Here is an 18082-nt window from a genome sequence, read left to right on the forward strand (position 1 = left end):
AAGGTCAACGGGAGGATTTACAAATGGAGAAAAAAGAAATGTCAATGGCTCAGCGGAGAGCAGCCGGCTTGTTATGGGTGGATACCGGTGAAAACATGGACCAGCAGGTATACGCCAGAGGACTTTGTCAGGATTTTAATCATACCAGAGGAACGGAAACTGAAAAAAGAGAGGAAATTTTGCAAAAACTCTTTGCCTTTTGCGGAGAAGGGGTCTGGATCGAGCCGCCTCTTACACTGGCCATGGGAAATACCGTATCTATCGGAAAAGGAACTTATGTCAATTCAAATCTGACTCTGGTGGACGATTATGAGATAAACATAGGAGAAGGAGTACTGATTGCCCCCAATGTTACCATCAGCACCACCAATCATCCCATGCATTATATGGCACGGCAGCATGGAGAAATGTACTGCAAGAAGGTGGTGATTGAAGACCATGTGTGGATCGGAAGCAATGTGGTCATCTGTGCCGGAGTTACGGTAGGAAAGGGATCCGTCATTGGGGCAGGAAGCGTTGTTACAAGAGATATTCCCCCAATGAGTTTTGCAGCAGGAGTTCCCTGTAAAGTGATCCGGGAGATTACAGATGAGGATCTGAAGGAGTTTGAACCCATTCCGGAATAAACAGGTGGGGAAGACAATTGCCTAGATAATATGAAGTGCACTAGCATAACGTAAAAAGGACCTTATGGATATCCCACGGCAGTTTTTTGGACTGCAGAATATCCGTAAGGTCTTTTTCTATATTATGCCAGAGTCATGAACCACTCAACAGTTGCCGGATCATAGTGGGAGAAAAACAGGCTCTTTCCGGTATCCAGGGCCTCAATCTCTTTCATCTCATCTTCGCTGAGAGTGAAGTCAAAAACATCAAAATTCTCTTCCATGCGGTTCTTGTGGGTGGACTTGGGAATCAGCACCACATCGCTCTGAAGAAGAAAACGCAGAGCAGTCTGGGCAACGGTTTTGCCATATCTGTCTCCGATTTTTTTCAGGACCGGATTATTGAAATAATCATTTTTGCCTTCTGCAAAAGGTCCCCAGGACATGATCTGAGTGCCGTTTTTCTTCATATATTCCTTTGCAGCCTTCTGCTGCTGGAATACATGGGTCTCCACCTGGTTTACGGCAGGTTTGATCCGTGAGAAGTGATAGAGATCAAGATAGCGGTCCGGATAGAAGTTGGATACGCCGATAGCCCGGACTTTGCCCTGATCATAAGCTTCCTCCATGGCCCGATAGGTTCCGTAATAGTCACCGAAAGGCTGATGGATCAGGAGCAGGTCGATATACTCGGTCTGGAGTTTTTTCAGAGATTCTGCAATAGAAGCTTTTGCTTTCTCATATCCTGCATTTGTGATCCATACCTTCGTGGTAATGAAAAACTCTTCTCTTGGAAGGCCGGATTTTGCAATGGCATTGCCTACCCCTTCTTCATTGCCGTAGGCCTGGGCCGTATCAATGCTGCGGTAGCCGGTGCGGATGGCCTCCGATACACAGGCCTCTGTTTCCTCCGGAGGAGTCTGATATACGCCATAACCTAATTTCGGCATTTTGACTCCATTGTTCAGTGTTACATATTCCATAGTGGGTTCCTCCTTTTTTGGGTGCTGTTACCCTTCTGAGGGTATATCTGCTTTTTCATCTGCTCCAGGGAACTTCCCTGTTTTCAATTATGAGTTTACAGCCTAAAGAGAAAAAAGTACAATAAGAATATAGGAATTCAGATTCCTTAATATGAATAGTGAGAAAAGGGGAAAGATATGTTAAATCTTTTAGAACTGGAACAGCTCGCGGCCTTTGCGGCAGAAGGCACCTTGTCCAAAGCAGCGGAAAAACTCCACATTTCCCAACCTACGATTACCAGAACCATGCAGCATCTGGAGGAGGATTTTGGGGTGTCTCTTTTCCGCCGCACCAAGAACCACATTGCGCTGAATGAAACCGGGTGGAAGGCTGTGGAATATGCGGAGAGGATCCTGAAAAGCGCAGAGGAGGCAGTGGAAGGAGTCCGCAGTTTTGACCGCAGTCTGCATACCATTACCGTCAGCTCCTGCGCCCCTGCGCCTCTGTGGGAACTGCTCCCTGCTCTTGCCCAAACCTTCCCGGATATGACCATTTCCTCATCGATCAAGGGGAACGGCGCTGTCCTGAAGGACCTGCAGTCCGGTTCGGCTGTTCTTGGAGTGCTGCTTCAGGATATGGTGCCCCAGGGATACTCCAGCATTCCTCTGTTAAAAGAAGACCTCTATGTGTGCCTGCCTGCCACCCATGCACTTGCCGTATATAAAGAGCTTTCCTTTGCCCAGCTCAACGGATATAATTTCCTGCTGGGCAGCCAGCTGGGATTCTGGGATGATATGTGCAGAGAGAAGATGCCCGCCTCCCGGTTCCTGGTACAGACAGATTCCTTTACGTTACAGGAACTGATTCGGGAATCCTCTCTTCCCTGCTTTGCCACAAATCTTACCATAGATGATGAAGGGACATTTGAAGGCAGAGATGCAATACCTATCAAAGATCAGGAAGCAAAAAGGACCTTTCACCTGGTTTTCTCTCCGGAGAATAAAAAATATGCGGTAAGACCGGAGGGGAAATTTACAAATTGAGGAAGAAACTCATAGGTGGATATCGTATAATAGGGATAATAATAAATACGGATTTAACCAGGAGAAATATATCATGATAGGATTAAAAAGAGGAAGGGTAGAGTTAGTACCGTATCAGGAAGAATGGAGGAAAAGTGCTGAAAATATAATCTACCGTCTTAAAAAGCTTTTGGGAGATACAGCTGTTGATATCCAACATATCGGTAGTACAGCCATTCCTTTAATACATGCGAAGCCCATTATTGACATTGCCGTTGCTGTGCGTGATTTAGATGATATATCGTCATATGTTAAAGTCCTAAAACAAAATGATATTATTTTTCGAGGAGCAATAATTTCAGGAGAAATATTGTTTGTAATAGGGAATGATGAGATGCGGACACACCATATTCATGTGGTTAAATGGCGTGGGCCAGAATGGGAAAATTATATTAACTTTCGGGACTATTTGAATGCCCATCCTGAAAAGGCAATGCTGTATGACTCTTACAAGCATAAATTAGCAAGTCAATTTTCAGATGATCGAAGAAATTATACAGCGGGCAAGGAAGAAATTATACAGCAATTACTTGCAGAGGCAAGTATATGGAAAAGGAATCCTGTTTGAAAAAAGAAAAAGATGGGTTCCCTACAGGTAAACCGAGAAGTAGCACATTATAATCTGCAAATGGAGGAGAGTGCGAAGAAATAAATTAAGATTATAGCGGAGAGAATAATATGCAGTTACCATATTCGGATATTCTGGATATTGCCCATTTTTCCAGATTGTTTGACAACAAAAGTGAGTGCTATAAATTGTTCTGGTTTCAGGCGATTGCACGAAAAATTAAAGAGGGTCATGAAATAATTACATTCGAAACACTGATTAATGAAATGATCGCAGATGCATGGTACATGGTTTCGGAGTATCATTTAAATCTGGGCCCCAATGATGCACTGGAGCGGGTAGTTCATCGTCTGGGTGAGATCAGTCATATGAAATCCTGTGAGAAAAAAGAAGTTATTTTGAAATATCTGGCAGTCTGTGAGGATAAGGAAGTCACAGCTATGAAACGGACTTTATCCCAGAATGTGCCTTATCGGCTGCAGGCACCTTTTATGGAGTCTATGAAGGGAAAAGAGTGGAACAGATCCGGGAAAAAACTTGCAGAAAGAATCAATCAGGAACAAAGGCTGATGTATTATTTTTTACAATTTCACGGCCTGAATACCAAGATTCAGATACAGAAAGAATGGGCGGATTATATTGAACAAAATTACGAAATTATACAGGGCTGGGTGGAATTCAACCTCATCCAATATCTTCAGCGAAGGAACCCTAGTGCTCCGGGAATTGTGGACAAGCTTTCTCCACCAAAAGAGCGAGATCTGGAAAAAGTAAAAAAATACTGGAAAATGATCGTTGCCATAAAGCCTGTCTGTGAAATCTATGGAGAAAATCCATTGAATGAAAAAAACATATCTATTGATCATTTTGTGCCCTGGTCCTATGTGGCCCACGATGAATTGTGGAACCTGACGCCAACAACCAGAAGCATTAACAGCAGTAAAAGCAATAGCCTTCCGGATTGGAATATCTATTTCCCAATGCTGTGTAAAAGCGAATATTTATCTTATGAAATGATGTGGGAATATCCCCAAATACATAAAGCCTTTGAAAAATGTGCCAGGGAGCATCTGAATAATCAGGAAATCCGACATAGACTCTATCAGCAGGGACTGTCGGAAAGAGAGTTCTCAGGACGTCTGGAAGAGATTATTCTTCCGGTCTATCAGTCGGCAAAAAGTATGGGATTTTCGAATTGGAGCTTGAAGGCATGAGACTATGTGTAAGTACTATGTTTGGAAAAGTTTCTTAAACAATAGAGGAGAGAAAGATTATGACAAAATTTGAAGAATTTGAGCAGATTATTGAAAAACTACGTGCTCCGGAGGGCTGCCCCTGGGACAGAGAGCAGACACATTCCAGCCTCAAAAAGCCATGCATAGAGGAAGCCGCAGAGGTAATCTGCGGAATCAATATACTGGAGAAGACGGGAAACCCGGATAACCTAAAAGAAGAGCTGGGAGATTTACTCCTTCAGGTAGTGATGCACGCCCGGATAGCAGAGGAAGAAGGTTACTTTACCATGGACGATGTGATCCAGGGAATCATTGATAAAATGGTGCGGCGGCATCCTCATGTGTTCGGTGATGCGGTAGTTTCCAGCTCAGGAGAAGTGCTGACCAAATGGGAGGAAATTAAAAAGGAGGAAAAGGCAGGAAAAGAGTGGACGGAAGCTTATTTGCCGGAAGCTTTTGATGAGGCGAAGAGGCTGATTGATGCGGCTGCGGAGAGAAAGGGAGTTGTGTAGGGATATTGTTATATTGTACATAATAAGAGGGGGGATTAGAAATTATTGAATAAGACGCATAGCTTTGTCCTGAGGAGGTGAACACATGTCAGATACTTTAAACACGATATGCTCTTATTATTTTACCAAAATTTGATGGGATAATAATTGAAAAGTAAAATGAATCTATGAAAATAGTAAGGATTTTTATTGATAAAAAACGAAAAATTTTATATGCCCATAAAATGGGAGTTTAAACATATACGAATAGAAAAGAGTGAGAGAAATGGCAAAAAATGATCAAGTATTGATTGATAGTATTATTGAGGAAAGAATTGCTAAAAAATTACCATCAGACAAAAAGGATGAGGTTTTTGAATTCCTGGTTTATGAACAAGTGTTAAAAGAATATGATTTATCTATAGATGATATAAGAGCAGGTTCAGTGGATGGTAGGAATGATGGAGGAATTGATGCTATATACATTTTAGTAAATGGACATCTGATTAATGATATAAAAAGTGCATTACTACCAAAAGCAAATGCTAATTTAGAAGTGTATTTTTTTACATGTAAACATCGTGATGTTTTTAAACAAGATCCGGTAAATAGCATATGTACAAGTCTTCAGGAACTGTTAGATTTTTCGAAAGAAGATAGGAGACTAGATGGTCAATATAATGAAGAAATATTTGAGAAGAGAAATATTTTTATTTCAATATATAAGAAAGTTGCTACAATCTTAGAACGATTATCAATAAAAGTGATATTTGCTAGTAGAGGCGATGCCAAAAATGAATTAGGAGATAATGTCGAGGCAAGAGGAAAGCAGATAGAAACTATTTGTAGAGAGAATTTTAGTGGATGTACAGCCAAATTTGAATTTTGGGGATCAGAAGAAATATTGGCTGCGTATAGAAAAAAAGCAGATTACTCATTAGTTTTAAATGTTGATGAATGTTTATCTCATGGAAAACAAATGGTCGTTTTGGTTAAATTAAAGGAATATTATAAGTTTATTACCTACGATGACAAAAAAATAAGAAAATATTTATTTGATTCAAATGTTAGAGACTTTATGGGGATAAATGCCGTAAATGAAGACATTTTAGAAACTTTGAATAATCATACAGTTAACGAAGATTTTTGGTGGTTGAACAACGGAATAACTATTTTATGCTCATCTGCAATAGCAATAGGAAAAAGCATAACGATTGAAAACGTTCAGATTGTTAATGGATTACAAACATCCGAATGCATATATAAATATTTTGGAGGACAAGATCACGATGAAGACAATAGAGTCGTATTGATAAAAATTTTACCATGCGAAAGTACAATAATTGCTGATGATATTATTCGGTCAACAAATAACCAGACAGTTGTTATGAGCAGTTCTCTAAGAGCAACCGACAAAATTCAAGAAGATATTGAGGATATTCTTAGAAAAGAAGATTTGTATTATGAAAGAAGGGTTAATTACTATTCAAATCAGGGAATACCGATAAGTAAAATATACAGTCCTTTATATTTGGCAAAAGGATATATGGCACTTGTACTTAAGAGACCATATAGAGCAGTAGCTTTAAAACAAAAATTTATGAGAAATCAAGCAGCGTATGAGGAAGTGTTTTCTGAAAAAGATGATTTGCGAGTTTGGCCAATAATAGCAAAAATTATGCGAAAAACGGATGATTATATGAATTCTTTAAGAGAAAATAATTGCGGAGAACGATTTTTACATAATGTGAGATATCAGGTGGCTCTTTTAACCGTATCTAGACTTTTGGAGACTTTTACATATTCGATAGGACTATTACTTTCACTAGACATAAATAAATATACCTTTGATGAAGTAAAAAGAACATGGGAAGATATACAGTTAGTGACAAATACTGATAATAATTGTAGAGCTTGGAGAAATAAACAGTTATCTCTTGATATTTTGAAAGAAGTTGCGGAAATTGAGAAAATTAAAAATGTTAGTGTAATTGTTAATCAAATTGAGAAATGCTCAAAAAGTAAATTTTCAAATGAATTTTTGGAAGAAGTTCAGAAATGTTTACCGAAGCAGCCATGGCCTAATGGGATTCATGAAAGTGTTGCAAAAAGAATGGGGATATCTTCTAAGACTGCTGCAAATGCTATAGGGGAATTAATGAAACGCAAAATGGCAAAAATGCAGAAAAATGGGAAAATAATAGAATAAAATTATATATATGTTATTGTTGTCAGGTACTGTTAACAGAACGAATTTATATTGCGGGTTTTGAGTTTGGGTCTGCAAGTGCAAAAAACGTTTTTAGCAGTAATGGTATAATAAAATGGAATAAAAAAAATAACATAGTGATTAAAAATCAGTTAAAAAATAAAACCCTGCAAAAGTTAGCAAAAAGACTCTAAATTTGCCCTGCTTCGGGCTTCGGTTCAGATAGGAGTATCATAAAGCATTGCAGGAGTAAATGCCACTCTTATTTTTGCAGGACTTACTGCAGCAGCAAATGCAATAGGAGCCTTTTATATCTCTCAAAACTTGCATTTACTTTTTCATTTAACCCCCCGCAAAAAAATATTAAAAAATTAGCACTCACCTCTTGGCTCGTTTGGGGTGGTTTTGTCCTGTGGCGTCAGAGCCCGTAAAGCCTTATTTTACAAGGTTTTTGCGGGTTCTTACTTTTTGTCTGGGAGTGTCAAAAATCGTCATTTTGAAAGAAAATGGTGTAGTAAATGGTGTAGTAAAATGGCCGGGGGAGATGGGGAGAGGAATGAAAAATAAGGGGATAGCGAAAAGTAGGGAGATTTGATAAAATTAAGAAGAAAATGTATGAATATCCGGTAATCAAGAAAGTTTATGATGATTTATAATTAGAATCAGAATTATCAATTAAGAATTACTTGATAGATTAAATGAAAAGCCTAATCCCCCAGCTATGCTGGGGAGAATGGAGTAAGCAGGAGCGTGTAAGATATCAATAAAAAGCCTCCTATGCTAAAATGAGAATGGTGTCGCAAGCCAAACTCAAAAATTAGTATAGGAGGCGGTCCCAAATGGACAATAAGAGTTTATCACACGTACGGTGGAAATGCCAATACCATATAGTTTTTATTCCGAAATACAGAAAGAAAGTACTGTATGGAAAGTTGAAAGCAGATGTAAGAGATATAATTTCTACATTATGCAGATATAAAGATGTAGAGATTATAGATGGCGCAGTATGCGAAGATCATATACATTTAAGCGTAGCCATTCCGCCCAAGTATAGTATTTCAAAATTTATGGGGTACTTAAAAGGGAAGAGTACGCTAATGATATATGACAGACATCCAGAATTGCAGAGCAAATGGGATAAAGCGTTCTGGGCCAGAGGATATTACGTTTCAACAATTGGTAATATCACAGAAGATGCAATAAAGAAATATATAAGAGAGCAAGCAGAAGAATCGAGAAAAGAAGATTCAAGTAGTACCGCTTTATAAGCGGACCAGTGACAACGCTTGTGATACCCGCCCTTTTGGGCGCGCATGTAATCGGCCCTTATGAGGGCCAACCCAAACCACCACTTGAAGTGGTGGTTGTGACTTAGAGGGTTTCCAACAAGTAGGCAGAGAAGTAGTTTTTTATAGAACATAGTAGTTGAATTTAAGGTAAATAACGCGAGAACAGTTCAATTTTGTAAATATGCCAAATGATGGTTTCAACTCCCAATAAATTATACATGGCTACGATTCATAGCTGCGGAAACCTATTTAAAAAGTCAGCATTAAAGAGAATAAAATTTGTACTACCAGAGGAAATTTCATAAAGGTTTAGTTTAGATATAAAATTGAGAGGAAGGATTCAATGAGAAAGTATTTTTCAAAGCACTATAAAAATATATCATACTCTATTGATTCTGATAAAAACAAAGGATTGAGAAATGCTCAGTTGGGAGCTGTTCACGCTATCGCATCTTTCTTTACACTTAATCAAAAAATAGCAGCAATTATAGTTATGCCAACCGGAGCAGGAAAAACGGCTGTGTTGATGCTGGTTCCTTATCTATTATCAAAAAATAAAGTCTTGGTTGTCACGCCAAGTATAATGGTTCGTGGCCAGATAGCAGAGGATTTCCGTAATCTTTCAACTTTATGTAGGGCAAATGTTTTCAAGGAGACGATGTCTAAACCAATTGTATATGAAATGCAGCATAAGTTTAAGGATGAAATGATGACAGAACTGGAAAGAGCAGATGTAATTATAGCTACTCCGCAATGCGCATTAAGTTTAAGTGAAACAGAATGGGCGGTTAATAATATTTCTCTTATTGAAATTGATGAAGCTCATCATACACCGGCAAAAACATGGCAACAGATTTTGATAAATTTGCCGGAGGCAACACATGTCCTGTTTACTGCAACTCCTTTCAGACTGGATAGAAAGGAAATAGTAGGAGATATTGTTTATGATTATCCACTTTCTAAGGCATATGCAGATGGGATATTTGGCGAAATACAGTACATACCGGTAACTGGTGGGGAAACAAAAGATATTAATATTGCCAAGAAGGCAGAAGAAGTGCTTTTTGCAGATAAAGAAGAAGGTTTAAAACATTATTTAATGGTTAGGACAGATACAAAATGTAATGCTGAATATCTAGAAGATATATATAAAGAAAATACGTGTCTGCGCCTTCGACGCATTGATAGTTCAATGGGTAATACTCAAGTAAAAAAATATATTCAGGAATTGAAAGATGATCTACTTGACGGTATTATTTGTGTGGACATGCTCGGTGAGGGTTTTGATTTTCCGAATCTTAAAATTGCTGCAATTCATGTGCCACATAAATCTTTAGCAAGTACACTACAGTTTATTGGCAGATTTGCTCGTACCAATGCCGAGTACATTGGGAAGGCAAAATTTATTGCTGCAAATGATGAAGATCTTGAGATAGAAAATAATCGGCTTTTTTCCAGTGATGCAGTATGGCAAGATATGATTATTAATATGAGCGAAGCAAAAAATAAAAAGGAGCAATCAGATAGAAAATATTTTAAATCATACGAAGAGGAAAATGGAAATTATAAAGAAAATAGAATATCATTGCAATCTATAACTGTAAATTGTCATGACCGTATATACCGGGTAAAAGATTTTAATTTAAACGCAGATTTTCCAAAATCATTTAATGTTGCTAATCGAATATATAGGAATAGAGATGATAATACGATTGTCGGCATTGGAATGGAATATGTATCCCCTTTATGGATGAATGGAGAGAGCAAGATTAATTTAGAGTACTTTTTATATATTGTTCATTTCCAACAATCCTTAAAGCTATTGCATATCTATTCTCAAACTCATACAGAGGCTGTTTATGAAGAAATTGCAGCGACATTTTGCTCGGAGTTTGAAAAAATATCAAAGTCGGAAATGAATAGAGTGCTTGGGAATTTATCAAACTTTGAAATCTTTAACTCTGGTATGGTGAATAGATTTAATGAATCCGGAGAAGCATACCGGATTATGGCTGGATCTGATGTGAGTGATGCAATTGATCCGAGTACAGGAAAAATGTATTCTGCGGGACATGTTTTTTGTAAGGCAACAGGACAATTTATAGAAGGACAGAAAACTATTACGATTGGATATAGTAGTGGCTCAAAGGTATGGAGCAGTGAATATAAAAGTCTACCGAATTATATCCAATGGGTTGATGAAATTGGTAATAAAATTACAAATAATTCTATTAAAGTAAAAACCAACACCAACTATGACTATATTCCAATGCCAGAGAAACTAGAAAGTTATCCAGACAATATATTTTTTGGAGATTTCTCCAATGAAACATATTCTTCACCACCGGTAGTAAGAAGCCATACTAATATAACTTTTTCAAAAAGGTTGACAGATTTTTCTATTTATATTGAAAAGATAGAGAAATCAAGAGTAATATTCCGTTTGGAAGCAGATGATATTAAGGAAAGATTTACGTGTGATTTGCAAGGAAAATATACATCTGATACTGAAAATTTGTATACACATGTGAGAGCGGTTGAATATAAGCTTGCTGATTATTTAAATGATAATCCTATTGCATTCAAAACCTATGATGATGTTTTGATTTCTGGCTTTGAAATATATCCAAGCATTTCCGATAATGTTTCAACATATGATCCAAATCAAATTATAGCTATAGATTGGGCTAGTTATGGAACGGATACGAGGGTTGAGTTTTGTACAGAAAAAACAAAAACTAGTATATCAATTCAGGACACTTTGCGGACTATTCTGCTGGAGAATTCAGAGAATAAGTATATACTGTATGATCATGGAACTGGTGAAATAGCAGATTATATTGCCATACAAGAAGAGGAGACCCGATTAATAGTTAGACTTTATCATGTGAAAAAGAAGAGTTCGGTTGGATATAATTCTAGTACAGGAGACGTTTATGAAGTAGCAGGTCAAGCTGTTAAATCGATTACTTGGTTGACGACAAAAGGAAAATTTATTGAAAAAATTTCAGATAGACATAGGGGTGGTCATTGTCAATTGTTAAATGGAGAATATGATGAATTTATTAGAGAATTGAGAGGTACCACTAAACAAATTGTTGGTTATATTGTAATAGTTCAACCTGCTTTAAGTAGAACGGTACCAATGCCAGATAAAATTCAAGAAATTCTTGCTGCGGCATCTTCGTATATATCAAGAGCAGGCAAAGTCAGAGGACTTGAAATATTTGGAAGCGAATAAAGGAATACAAACAATGAAGGAGTTTATAGTGCCTGGCACCGTGAAATTTGCTATGACCTCCTTTGATGGGTTTTGTTGTGGTGACTTAATTCTACCAAACGGCTATAGGCCATGTCTTTATTATTATGAAATTTTATTTTTGCGAAATTTATTATACGTCATCAAGATTCCTTAGAATTTATTTGTTTCTAGAGTATATTTTTAGATTTATTTAATTTATATTAAAGCTCGAGACAAAAATTGAAGGAAAAGCGAAAATCATATATAATTATAGAAAGTTAATTCGTAAATAAATTGCATATATTATTGCGCTAAAGTGAGATTAAGTATTACCACTGTGTGATACTTTGGATGGAATATATGTATAAGGTCCTGAATTATCAGGGAATACCATCTGATGCAGGGAGTGCTATCAAGTATAATATCCCACAGACATCCAAATAATTGGATTTTCTGATATCCCGTTACGGGAAACGAAAAGATGTAAATGTAGTTTTGATTGAACTGAAACAATGGGACGAACTGAGGTAATTCCGGGGGGCGGTTTGGCGCAGAAATATATCGAGGATAAGGAAGGAGGTCAGTGCCTGTGGAGATATTTGATAACATCACCAAAGTGGTACGTGATGACCTAAAAGAGAAAATAAAACCAAGAAGCAAAGTCTCCATAGCAGCGGCCTGCTTCTCTATGTATGCATACAAAGAACTGAAGAGTCAGTTGGAAAAGGTGGATGAATTCCGCTTTATTTTTACGTCTCCGACATTCATAAAAGAGAAGGCTGAGAAGCAGAAGAGAGAGTTCTATATTCCGAGGCTCAGCCGTGAGAATAGTCTTTATGGAACTGAATTCGAGATAAAGCTGCGTAATGAAATGACGCAGAAAGCTATTGCTAAAGAGTGCGCCGATTGGATTCGGAAGAAGGCTACATTTAAGTCCAATGTTACCGGTGAAAATATGGGTGGATTCATGACGGTAGATTCACCGGTGGAGCAGACAGCGTATATGCCAATTAATGGTTTTACGACCGTCGATATTGGATGTGAGCGCGGGAATAACAGCTATAATATGGTAAACAGTATGGAGGCTCCATTTTCCACTCAGTACATGCAGCTGTTTGAAACTCTGTGGAATGATAAAGAAAAGATACAGGATGTAACGGAGACGATCATCTCCAATATCAGCACGGCATACAATGAAAATTCTCCAGAGTTTATCTATTTTATGACGCTGTATAATGTCTTCAGTGAGTTCCTGGATGATATTTCCGAAGATGTTCTGCCTAATGATGCAACGGGCTTTAAGCAAAGTAAGATTTGGAATATGCTATATGACTTCCAGCGTGATGCGGTACTTGCCATCATCAATAAGTTGGAAAAATATAATGGCTGCATACTGGCAGACAGCGTTGGTCTTGGTAAGACCTTTACGGCGCTGGCAGTCATCAAATACTACGAAAATAGAAATAAGACAGTTCTTGTACTCTGTCCCAAAAAGCTTTGCGAGAACTGGAACACATATAAAGATAACTATGTCAACAATCCGATTGCTTCTGATCGGTTGAACTATGCTGTATTGTTTCATACGGATTTATCACGTAGCGGTGGTGTTTCAAATGGAATTGATTTGGATCGTCTTAACTGGGGCAACTATGACCTGGTCGTGATTGACGAATCGCATAATTTCCGCAATGGAGCCGGGACTCATGCCAATACACAGGAGAACCGGTATGTGAAATTGATGGATAAGGTCATCCGTGCCGGCGTTAAAACAAAGGTGCTAATGCTTTCTGCTACACCAGTAAATAACAGATTTACAGATCTTAAGAATCAGTTGGCACTTGCCTATGAGGGAAACTCAGAGTTTATTAATGAACAGTTGGATACAAAGAAACCTATTGAAGAGATATTCCGTCAGGCTCAAAAAGCTTTTAATGCATGGAGCAAACTTGAGCCTGAAACAAGAACGACGGATGCACTGCTGCGAACACTGGATTTTGATTTCTTTGAGGTTTTGGACAGCGTAACAATTGCACGATCCAGAAGACATATAGAGAAGTATTATAACACAGAAGAGATTGGAAAATTTCCGGAGCGGTTAAAGCCAATATCAAAGAGACCGGGCCTTACAGATCTCAATGATGCCATCAATTACAATGAAATCTATGAACAGCTGATGCAGCTTACACTATGCATATATACACCATCGCATTATATTTTTCCAAGTAAGATGTCGAAGTATGTAGATTTGACTCATAACAAGGGCAATAACCTTACTCAGAAAGGTCGTGAGCAAGGTATCCGGCGTTTAATGAGCATCAACCTGTTGAAGAGACTCGAAAGCTCCGTTTACTCATTTAGCTTGACACTTGCAAGAATACGTGATCTTATCCAGGATACAATTGATGCTATTAATCAGTTTGAAAAGTATGGCAAAGCGGAACTGGACATGTACGAAGCCAATGATAATGATTTCGATATGGAAGATGGAAACACGGATTTCTTCACGGTTGGTAAGAAGGTAAAAATAGATCTGGCAGATATGGACTATAAGACATGGAGAGCAGAGCTTCGATATGATGCGGATACTTTGGAGCTTCTTACGCTTATGGTCGCTGACATTACTCCGGAACATGACCTAAAGCTTCAGACTCTTTTCAAACTTCTGGACGAAAAGATGGCTAATTCTATCAATGAAGGGAACAAGAAGGTGCTAATCTTCTCTGCTTTTTCTGATACAGCGGAGTATCTTTATGATCAGGTTGCCAGCTACATGAAGAATAATTATGGCCTGGATACAGCGGTCATCACTGGAACGATTGATGGTAGGACAACCATTAAAGGGTTGAAGGCAACACTGAATAATGTGTTGACTTGTTTCTCTCCGATATCCAAGAGCAGGGATGTTCTGATGCCAGGAAGCACAGAGGAGATTGATGTTCTTATTGCTACTGATTGTATTTCTGAAGGTCAGAACCTGCAGGATTGCGATTATTTGGTGAACTATGATATCCATTGGAATCCGGTCCGTATTATTCAGAGGTTTGGTCGTATCGATCGTATCGGCAGCCGGAACCAGTACATACAGCTGGTGAACTTTTGGCCGGATATGACACTGGATGACTATATTAATCTGAAGTCTCGTGTTGAGACAAGGATGAAGATTTCTGTCATGACTTCTACAGGAGATGATGATCTAATCAATCCGGAAGAGAAGGGGGATTTGGAATACAGAAAGCAGCAGTTGAAGCGGTTGCAGGATGAAGTGGTCGATATCGAGGATATGTCCACAGGTATTTCCATCATGGATCTGGGGCTGAATGAGTTCCGTCTGGATTTGCTGGAATACATAAAGACGCATGAAGATCTGGCAAAGAAGCCGAAAGGGCTTCATGCTGTGGTACCTACCACGGAAGAGAATCCGGAAGGCGTGATCTTCGTTCTACGGAACATCAACAACAATATTAATATTGATAATCAGAACCGGATTCATCCGTTCTATATGGTTTACATTGGAATTGATGGGGAAGTTGTCTGTGATTATCTGAATCCGAAGAAACTTCTTGATACAGTTCGGTTGCTTTGCCGTGGTAAATCCGAGCCTGTATTGGAGCTTTGTGGGAAGTTTAATAAAGAAACTGATGATGGACGAAATATGAAGGAAGTATCACAGCTTCTTTCCGATGCCATCAATTCCATTATTGATGTTAAGGAAGAGAGCGATATTGACAGTCTGTTTTCCGCAGGAGGCACTTCAGCACTGATGTCAGAGATTAACGGACTGGATGATTTTGAGCTGATTTGCTTCCTAGTTGTGAAATGAGGTGCTGAGATTGATTGGTTTACCGAAAAGTACGGAGTTCAATCGGCGAATACCGAAGCAGAAGTTTTATGAGAATCTAACAGTGTCGCCAACATTGAAGCGATTCTTTACTGATCAGATTAAGGTGATTTATTGGAGAAATAAAGTCGCTGCCACTACGATGAATCTTGCAGTAGGTGAAGTGGTAACAGAGATTGAAATTTTTGAGATAAGGCTTAATGAGCAGAAACTTGATGAATCTGTTCTCAGGCAGATCGACAAAGAAATACCATATCATATTGTTTTTTTGCTGGAATACGATGGAGAGTATCAGGCATGGGCAGCATATAAAGAAGCTTCTGTTACTGGCAATAATGCCTTTAAAGTAGGAAACTATTATCATACGGATTGGCTGGAAGAGGCAGATCTTCCATTGAAGATTCATGGACTGAATATTGATAAGGTGTATGAAAACTATGTCCGACAAATCGCCGGCGATGCATTACAGGCTGAAGAGCAGGAAAGTCTGAAGGTTTCAGTTGAACGCGATAATCGACATCAAAAACTTCAGAAACGGATTACTACTTTGCAACAGAAGGTTCGCAAAGAAAAGCAATTGAACAAAAAAATACAGTTAAATACAGAGCTGAAGAAACTAAAAAAGGAACTGGAGGATCTCTAAGATGGAAAAAATGAGAATGGAGTCAGTGAATATGACAGAAAAGAATGTGGATAAGATTGCTGCTTTATTTCCCAATTGTATTACGGAATCTCTGGATGAAGAAAAGAGTACTCCAGAGAAAAAAGCGTACAAAAAGGTTGTGAATTTTGACGTGCTTCGTCAGATGCTTTCTGGAGAAGTTCTTGAAGGTGATGAGGCTTATGAGTTTACATGGGTTGGAAAAAAATCAGCAATTATTGAAGCAAATACACCAACTAAAAAAACACTTCGGCCTTGTAAAGAAGAAAGCGTAAATTGGGATTCAACAGAGAATTTATATATTGAAGGCGATAATCTTGAAGTGCTGAAACTTCTTCAGGAAAGCTATTTAGGTAAAGTCAAGATGATTTATATTGATCCACCGTACAACACTGGAAACGACTTCATCTACCGTGATGATTTTGCACAGAGTGCGGACAAGTATGACGAGGGCTGTGGCATATTTGACGAAGATGATAATTGTTTGTTCAAGAATACTGATGCCAATGGCCGTTTTCATTCTGATTGGTGCAGTATGATATATTCCCGTCTTATGTTGGCGAGGAATTTATTGACCGATGATGGTGTGATTTTTATTTCTATTGATGATCACGAGCAAGAAAATTTAAAAAAATGTTGTGATGAAGTTTTTGGAAGTTCCAACTTTTTAGAACAAATAGTGTGGAAAAGAAGAGCGAATACACCAAATGATAGATATATTGGAAAAATTCATGAGTATATTTTTGTATATTCAAAAAATATAAAAGCGCTAAAATTATACTTACAACCTCGGGACAGTCAAATTGATAGTAAATATAAAAATCCTAATAACGATCCTCGCGGCCCATGGTTTGCAGATAATTTAAGCGCAAATGGGAAGGGGGGGCGATTAGTAAAAAGTTGCGTTTTTCCGATAAGAAATCCCCACAATAATATAGACTACTATCCGCCACAAAATAAATGCTGGCTATTTAACGAGGAAAAAGTCAAACAATACCTGAAAGAAGATAGAATTGGTTTTAGAGAAAGTACCGGAACACCATATCTAAAGAGATTTTTATCCGAGGTTAGACAAGGAAGCACTTTGCCGACAATCATATTAGATAAAGGCTTCTCCACTGATTCTGCGAAAGAGATTAGAAATCTTTTTCAACTAGATGTTTTTGAATTCACAAAACCAACGAAGTTAATAGAAACTCTATTAAGAACGGGAACAAATGGTAATGATATCGTTCTTGACTTCTTCTCCGGATCCGCCACCACTGCCCATGCTGTAATGCAGCTCAATGCTGAAGATGGAGGTAATCGTAAGTTTATCATGGTTCAACTTCCAGAAAAATGCGACAAAAAATCCGAAGCTTTCAAGGCAGGATATAAAAACATCTGCGAAATTGGTAAAGAACGTATCCGCCGTGCTGGAGCTAAAATAAAAGAAGAAAATCCAATCGGAACTCAAGATTTGGATACTGGCTTCCGTGTTCTTAAACTTGATGATTCTAATATGATAGATGTCTATTATGCGGCAGATGAATTTGAACAGCAAACCCTTGCAGATATGGTTTCTAATATCAAAGAAGATCGCACCGCTCTTGACCTGTTCTTCGGCTGTTTACTGGATTGGGGTCTGCCTCTTTCCATGCCTTACCACAGTGAGAAAATCGACGGTTACACCGTCCACACCTATAACGATGGCGACCTGATCGCTTGCTTTGATAAAAATATCCCGGAAAGCGTGGTCAAGACCATCGCCAAGCGCAAACCTCTCCGTGCTGTGTTCCGTGACTCTGGCTTTGCCAGCAGTCCTGCTAAGATCAATGTGTTTGAAATCTTCAAGCTGTACATGCCTGAGAGTGCCAATGAGATTACCAAACGAGTAAAAGTCATCTAAGAAAGGGGCTTC

Annotated in this window: 12 protein-coding genes; 11 read left to right on the forward strand and 1 reads right to left on the reverse strand. The window is 38.4% G+C overall.

The window, feature by feature from the left end:
* The first annotated feature begins 23 nt into the window (after window positions 1-23).
* Window positions 24-626 (forward strand): sugar O-acetyltransferase, encoded by a 603-nt coding sequence (locus B5G33_RS16285; protein ID WP_242971414.1) that lies wholly within the window; start codon window positions 24-26, stop codon window positions 624-626.
* A 122-nt stretch (window positions 627-748) separates the two neighbouring features.
* On the opposite strand, the gene B5G33_RS16290 is transcribed toward B5G33_RS16285, so the two are convergent.
* Complete coding sequence (locus B5G33_RS16290) at window positions 749-1588, reverse strand: aldo/keto reductase (RefSeq protein WP_087418393.1); 840 nt, start codon at window positions 1586-1588, stop codon at window positions 749-751.
* Between the two features lie 177 nt (window positions 1589-1765).
* On the opposite strand from B5G33_RS16290, the gene B5G33_RS16295 reads away from it, so the two are divergent.
* The 10 genes from B5G33_RS16295 (at window position 1766) to B5G33_RS16350 (ending at window position 18070) form a co-directional block, all read left to right on the forward strand.
* On the forward strand, window positions 1766-2611 hold the full coding sequence (locus B5G33_RS16295; protein WP_087418394.1) for a LysR family transcriptional regulator: 846 nt from the start codon (window positions 1766-1768) through the stop codon (window positions 2609-2611).
* A 73-nt stretch (window positions 2612-2684) separates the two neighbouring features.
* Window positions 2685-3218: a GrpB family protein gene (locus B5G33_RS16300; protein ID WP_087418395.1), complete on the forward strand. Its 534-nt coding sequence runs from the start codon at window positions 2685-2687 to the stop codon at window positions 3216-3218.
* Window positions 3219-3328: 110 nt separating this feature from the next.
* The gene (locus B5G33_RS16305; protein ID WP_242974736.1) at window positions 3329-4432 is read left to right on the forward strand and encodes an HNH endonuclease domain-containing protein; all 1104 of its coding nucleotides are present in this window, start codon (window positions 3329-3331) and stop codon (window positions 4430-4432) included.
* 59 nt (window positions 4433-4491) lie between these two features.
* Entirely contained in the window at window positions 4492-4965 is a 474-nt protein-coding gene (locus tag B5G33_RS16310) for a MazG family protein (protein WP_087418396.1), read from the forward strand.
* Window positions 4966-5230: 265 nt separating this feature from the next.
* On the forward strand, window positions 5231-7153 hold the full coding sequence (locus tag B5G33_RS16315) for an AIPR family protein (RefSeq protein ID WP_087418397.1): 1923 nt from the start codon (window positions 5231-5233) through the stop codon (window positions 7151-7153).
* Between the two features lie 839 nt (window positions 7154-7992).
* Complete coding sequence (gene tnpA / locus B5G33_RS16325; RefSeq protein WP_087418399.1) at window positions 7993-8421, forward strand: IS200/IS605 family transposase; 429 nt, start codon at window positions 7993-7995, stop codon at window positions 8419-8421.
* A gap of 364 nt (window positions 8422-8785) precedes the next feature.
* A complete protein-coding gene (locus B5G33_RS16330) occupies window positions 8786-11683 on the forward strand; it encodes a DEAD/DEAH box helicase (protein ID WP_087418400.1) in 2898 nt (965 codons plus the stop codon).
* Between the two features lie 589 nt (window positions 11684-12272).
* The gene (locus B5G33_RS16340; protein ID WP_087418401.1) at window positions 12273-15503 is read left to right on the forward strand and encodes a helicase-related protein; all 3231 of its coding nucleotides are present in this window, start codon (window positions 12273-12275) and stop codon (window positions 15501-15503) included.
* A 1-nt stretch (window position 15504) separates the two neighbouring features.
* Window positions 15505-16164 carry a DUF4391 domain-containing protein gene (locus B5G33_RS16345; RefSeq protein ID WP_242974737.1) on the forward strand — a complete coding sequence of 220 codons (660 nt, stop codon included), beginning with the start codon at window positions 15505-15507 and terminating at the stop codon, window positions 16162-16164.
* A 1-nt stretch (window position 16165) separates the two neighbouring features.
* Window positions 16166-18070, forward strand: a complete 1905-nt coding sequence (locus B5G33_RS16350; protein WP_087418403.1) for a site-specific DNA-methyltransferase — start codon at window positions 16166-16168, stop codon at window positions 18068-18070.
* Window positions 18071-18082: the final 12 nt, after the last annotated feature.

Source organism: Blautia sp. An81 (assembly GCF_002161285.1).
Taxonomy (GTDB): domain Bacteria; phylum Bacillota; class Clostridia; order Lachnospirales; family Lachnospiraceae; genus Blautia; species Blautia ornithocaccae.

Excerpts from the sequence above, each read along its gene's own strand:
- B5G33_RS16285 (WP_242971414.1), top strand. The coding sequence starts at position 24 with ATGGAGAAAAAAGAAATGTCAATGGCTCAGCGGAGAGCAGCCGGCTTG.
- B5G33_RS16290 (WP_087418393.1), bottom strand. The coding sequence starts at position 1,588 with ATGGAATATGTAACACTGAACAATGGAGTCAAAATGCCGAAATTAGGT.
- B5G33_RS16295 (WP_087418394.1), top strand. The coding sequence starts at position 1,766 with ATGTTAAATCTTTTAGAACTGGAACAGCTCGCGGCCTTTGCGGCAGAA.
- B5G33_RS16300 (WP_087418395.1), top strand. The coding sequence starts at position 2,685 with ATGATAGGATTAAAAAGAGGAAGGGTAGAGTTAGTACCGTATCAGGAA.
- B5G33_RS16305 (WP_242974736.1), top strand. The coding sequence starts at position 3,329 with ATGCAGTTACCATATTCGGATATTCTGGATATTGCCCATTTTTCCAGA.
- B5G33_RS16310 (WP_087418396.1), top strand. The coding sequence starts at position 4,492 with ATGACAAAATTTGAAGAATTTGAGCAGATTATTGAAAAACTACGTGCT.
- B5G33_RS16315 (WP_087418397.1), top strand. The coding sequence starts at position 5,231 with ATGGCAAAAAATGATCAAGTATTGATTGATAGTATTATTGAGGAAAGA.
- tnpA (WP_087418399.1), top strand. The coding sequence starts at position 7,993 with ATGGACAATAAGAGTTTATCACACGTACGGTGGAAATGCCAATACCAT.
- B5G33_RS16330 (WP_087418400.1), top strand. The coding sequence starts at position 8,786 with ATGAGAAAGTATTTTTCAAAGCACTATAAAAATATATCATACTCTATT.
- B5G33_RS16350 (WP_087418403.1), top strand. The coding sequence starts at position 16,166 with ATGGAAAAAATGAGAATGGAGTCAGTGAATATGACAGAAAAGAATGTG.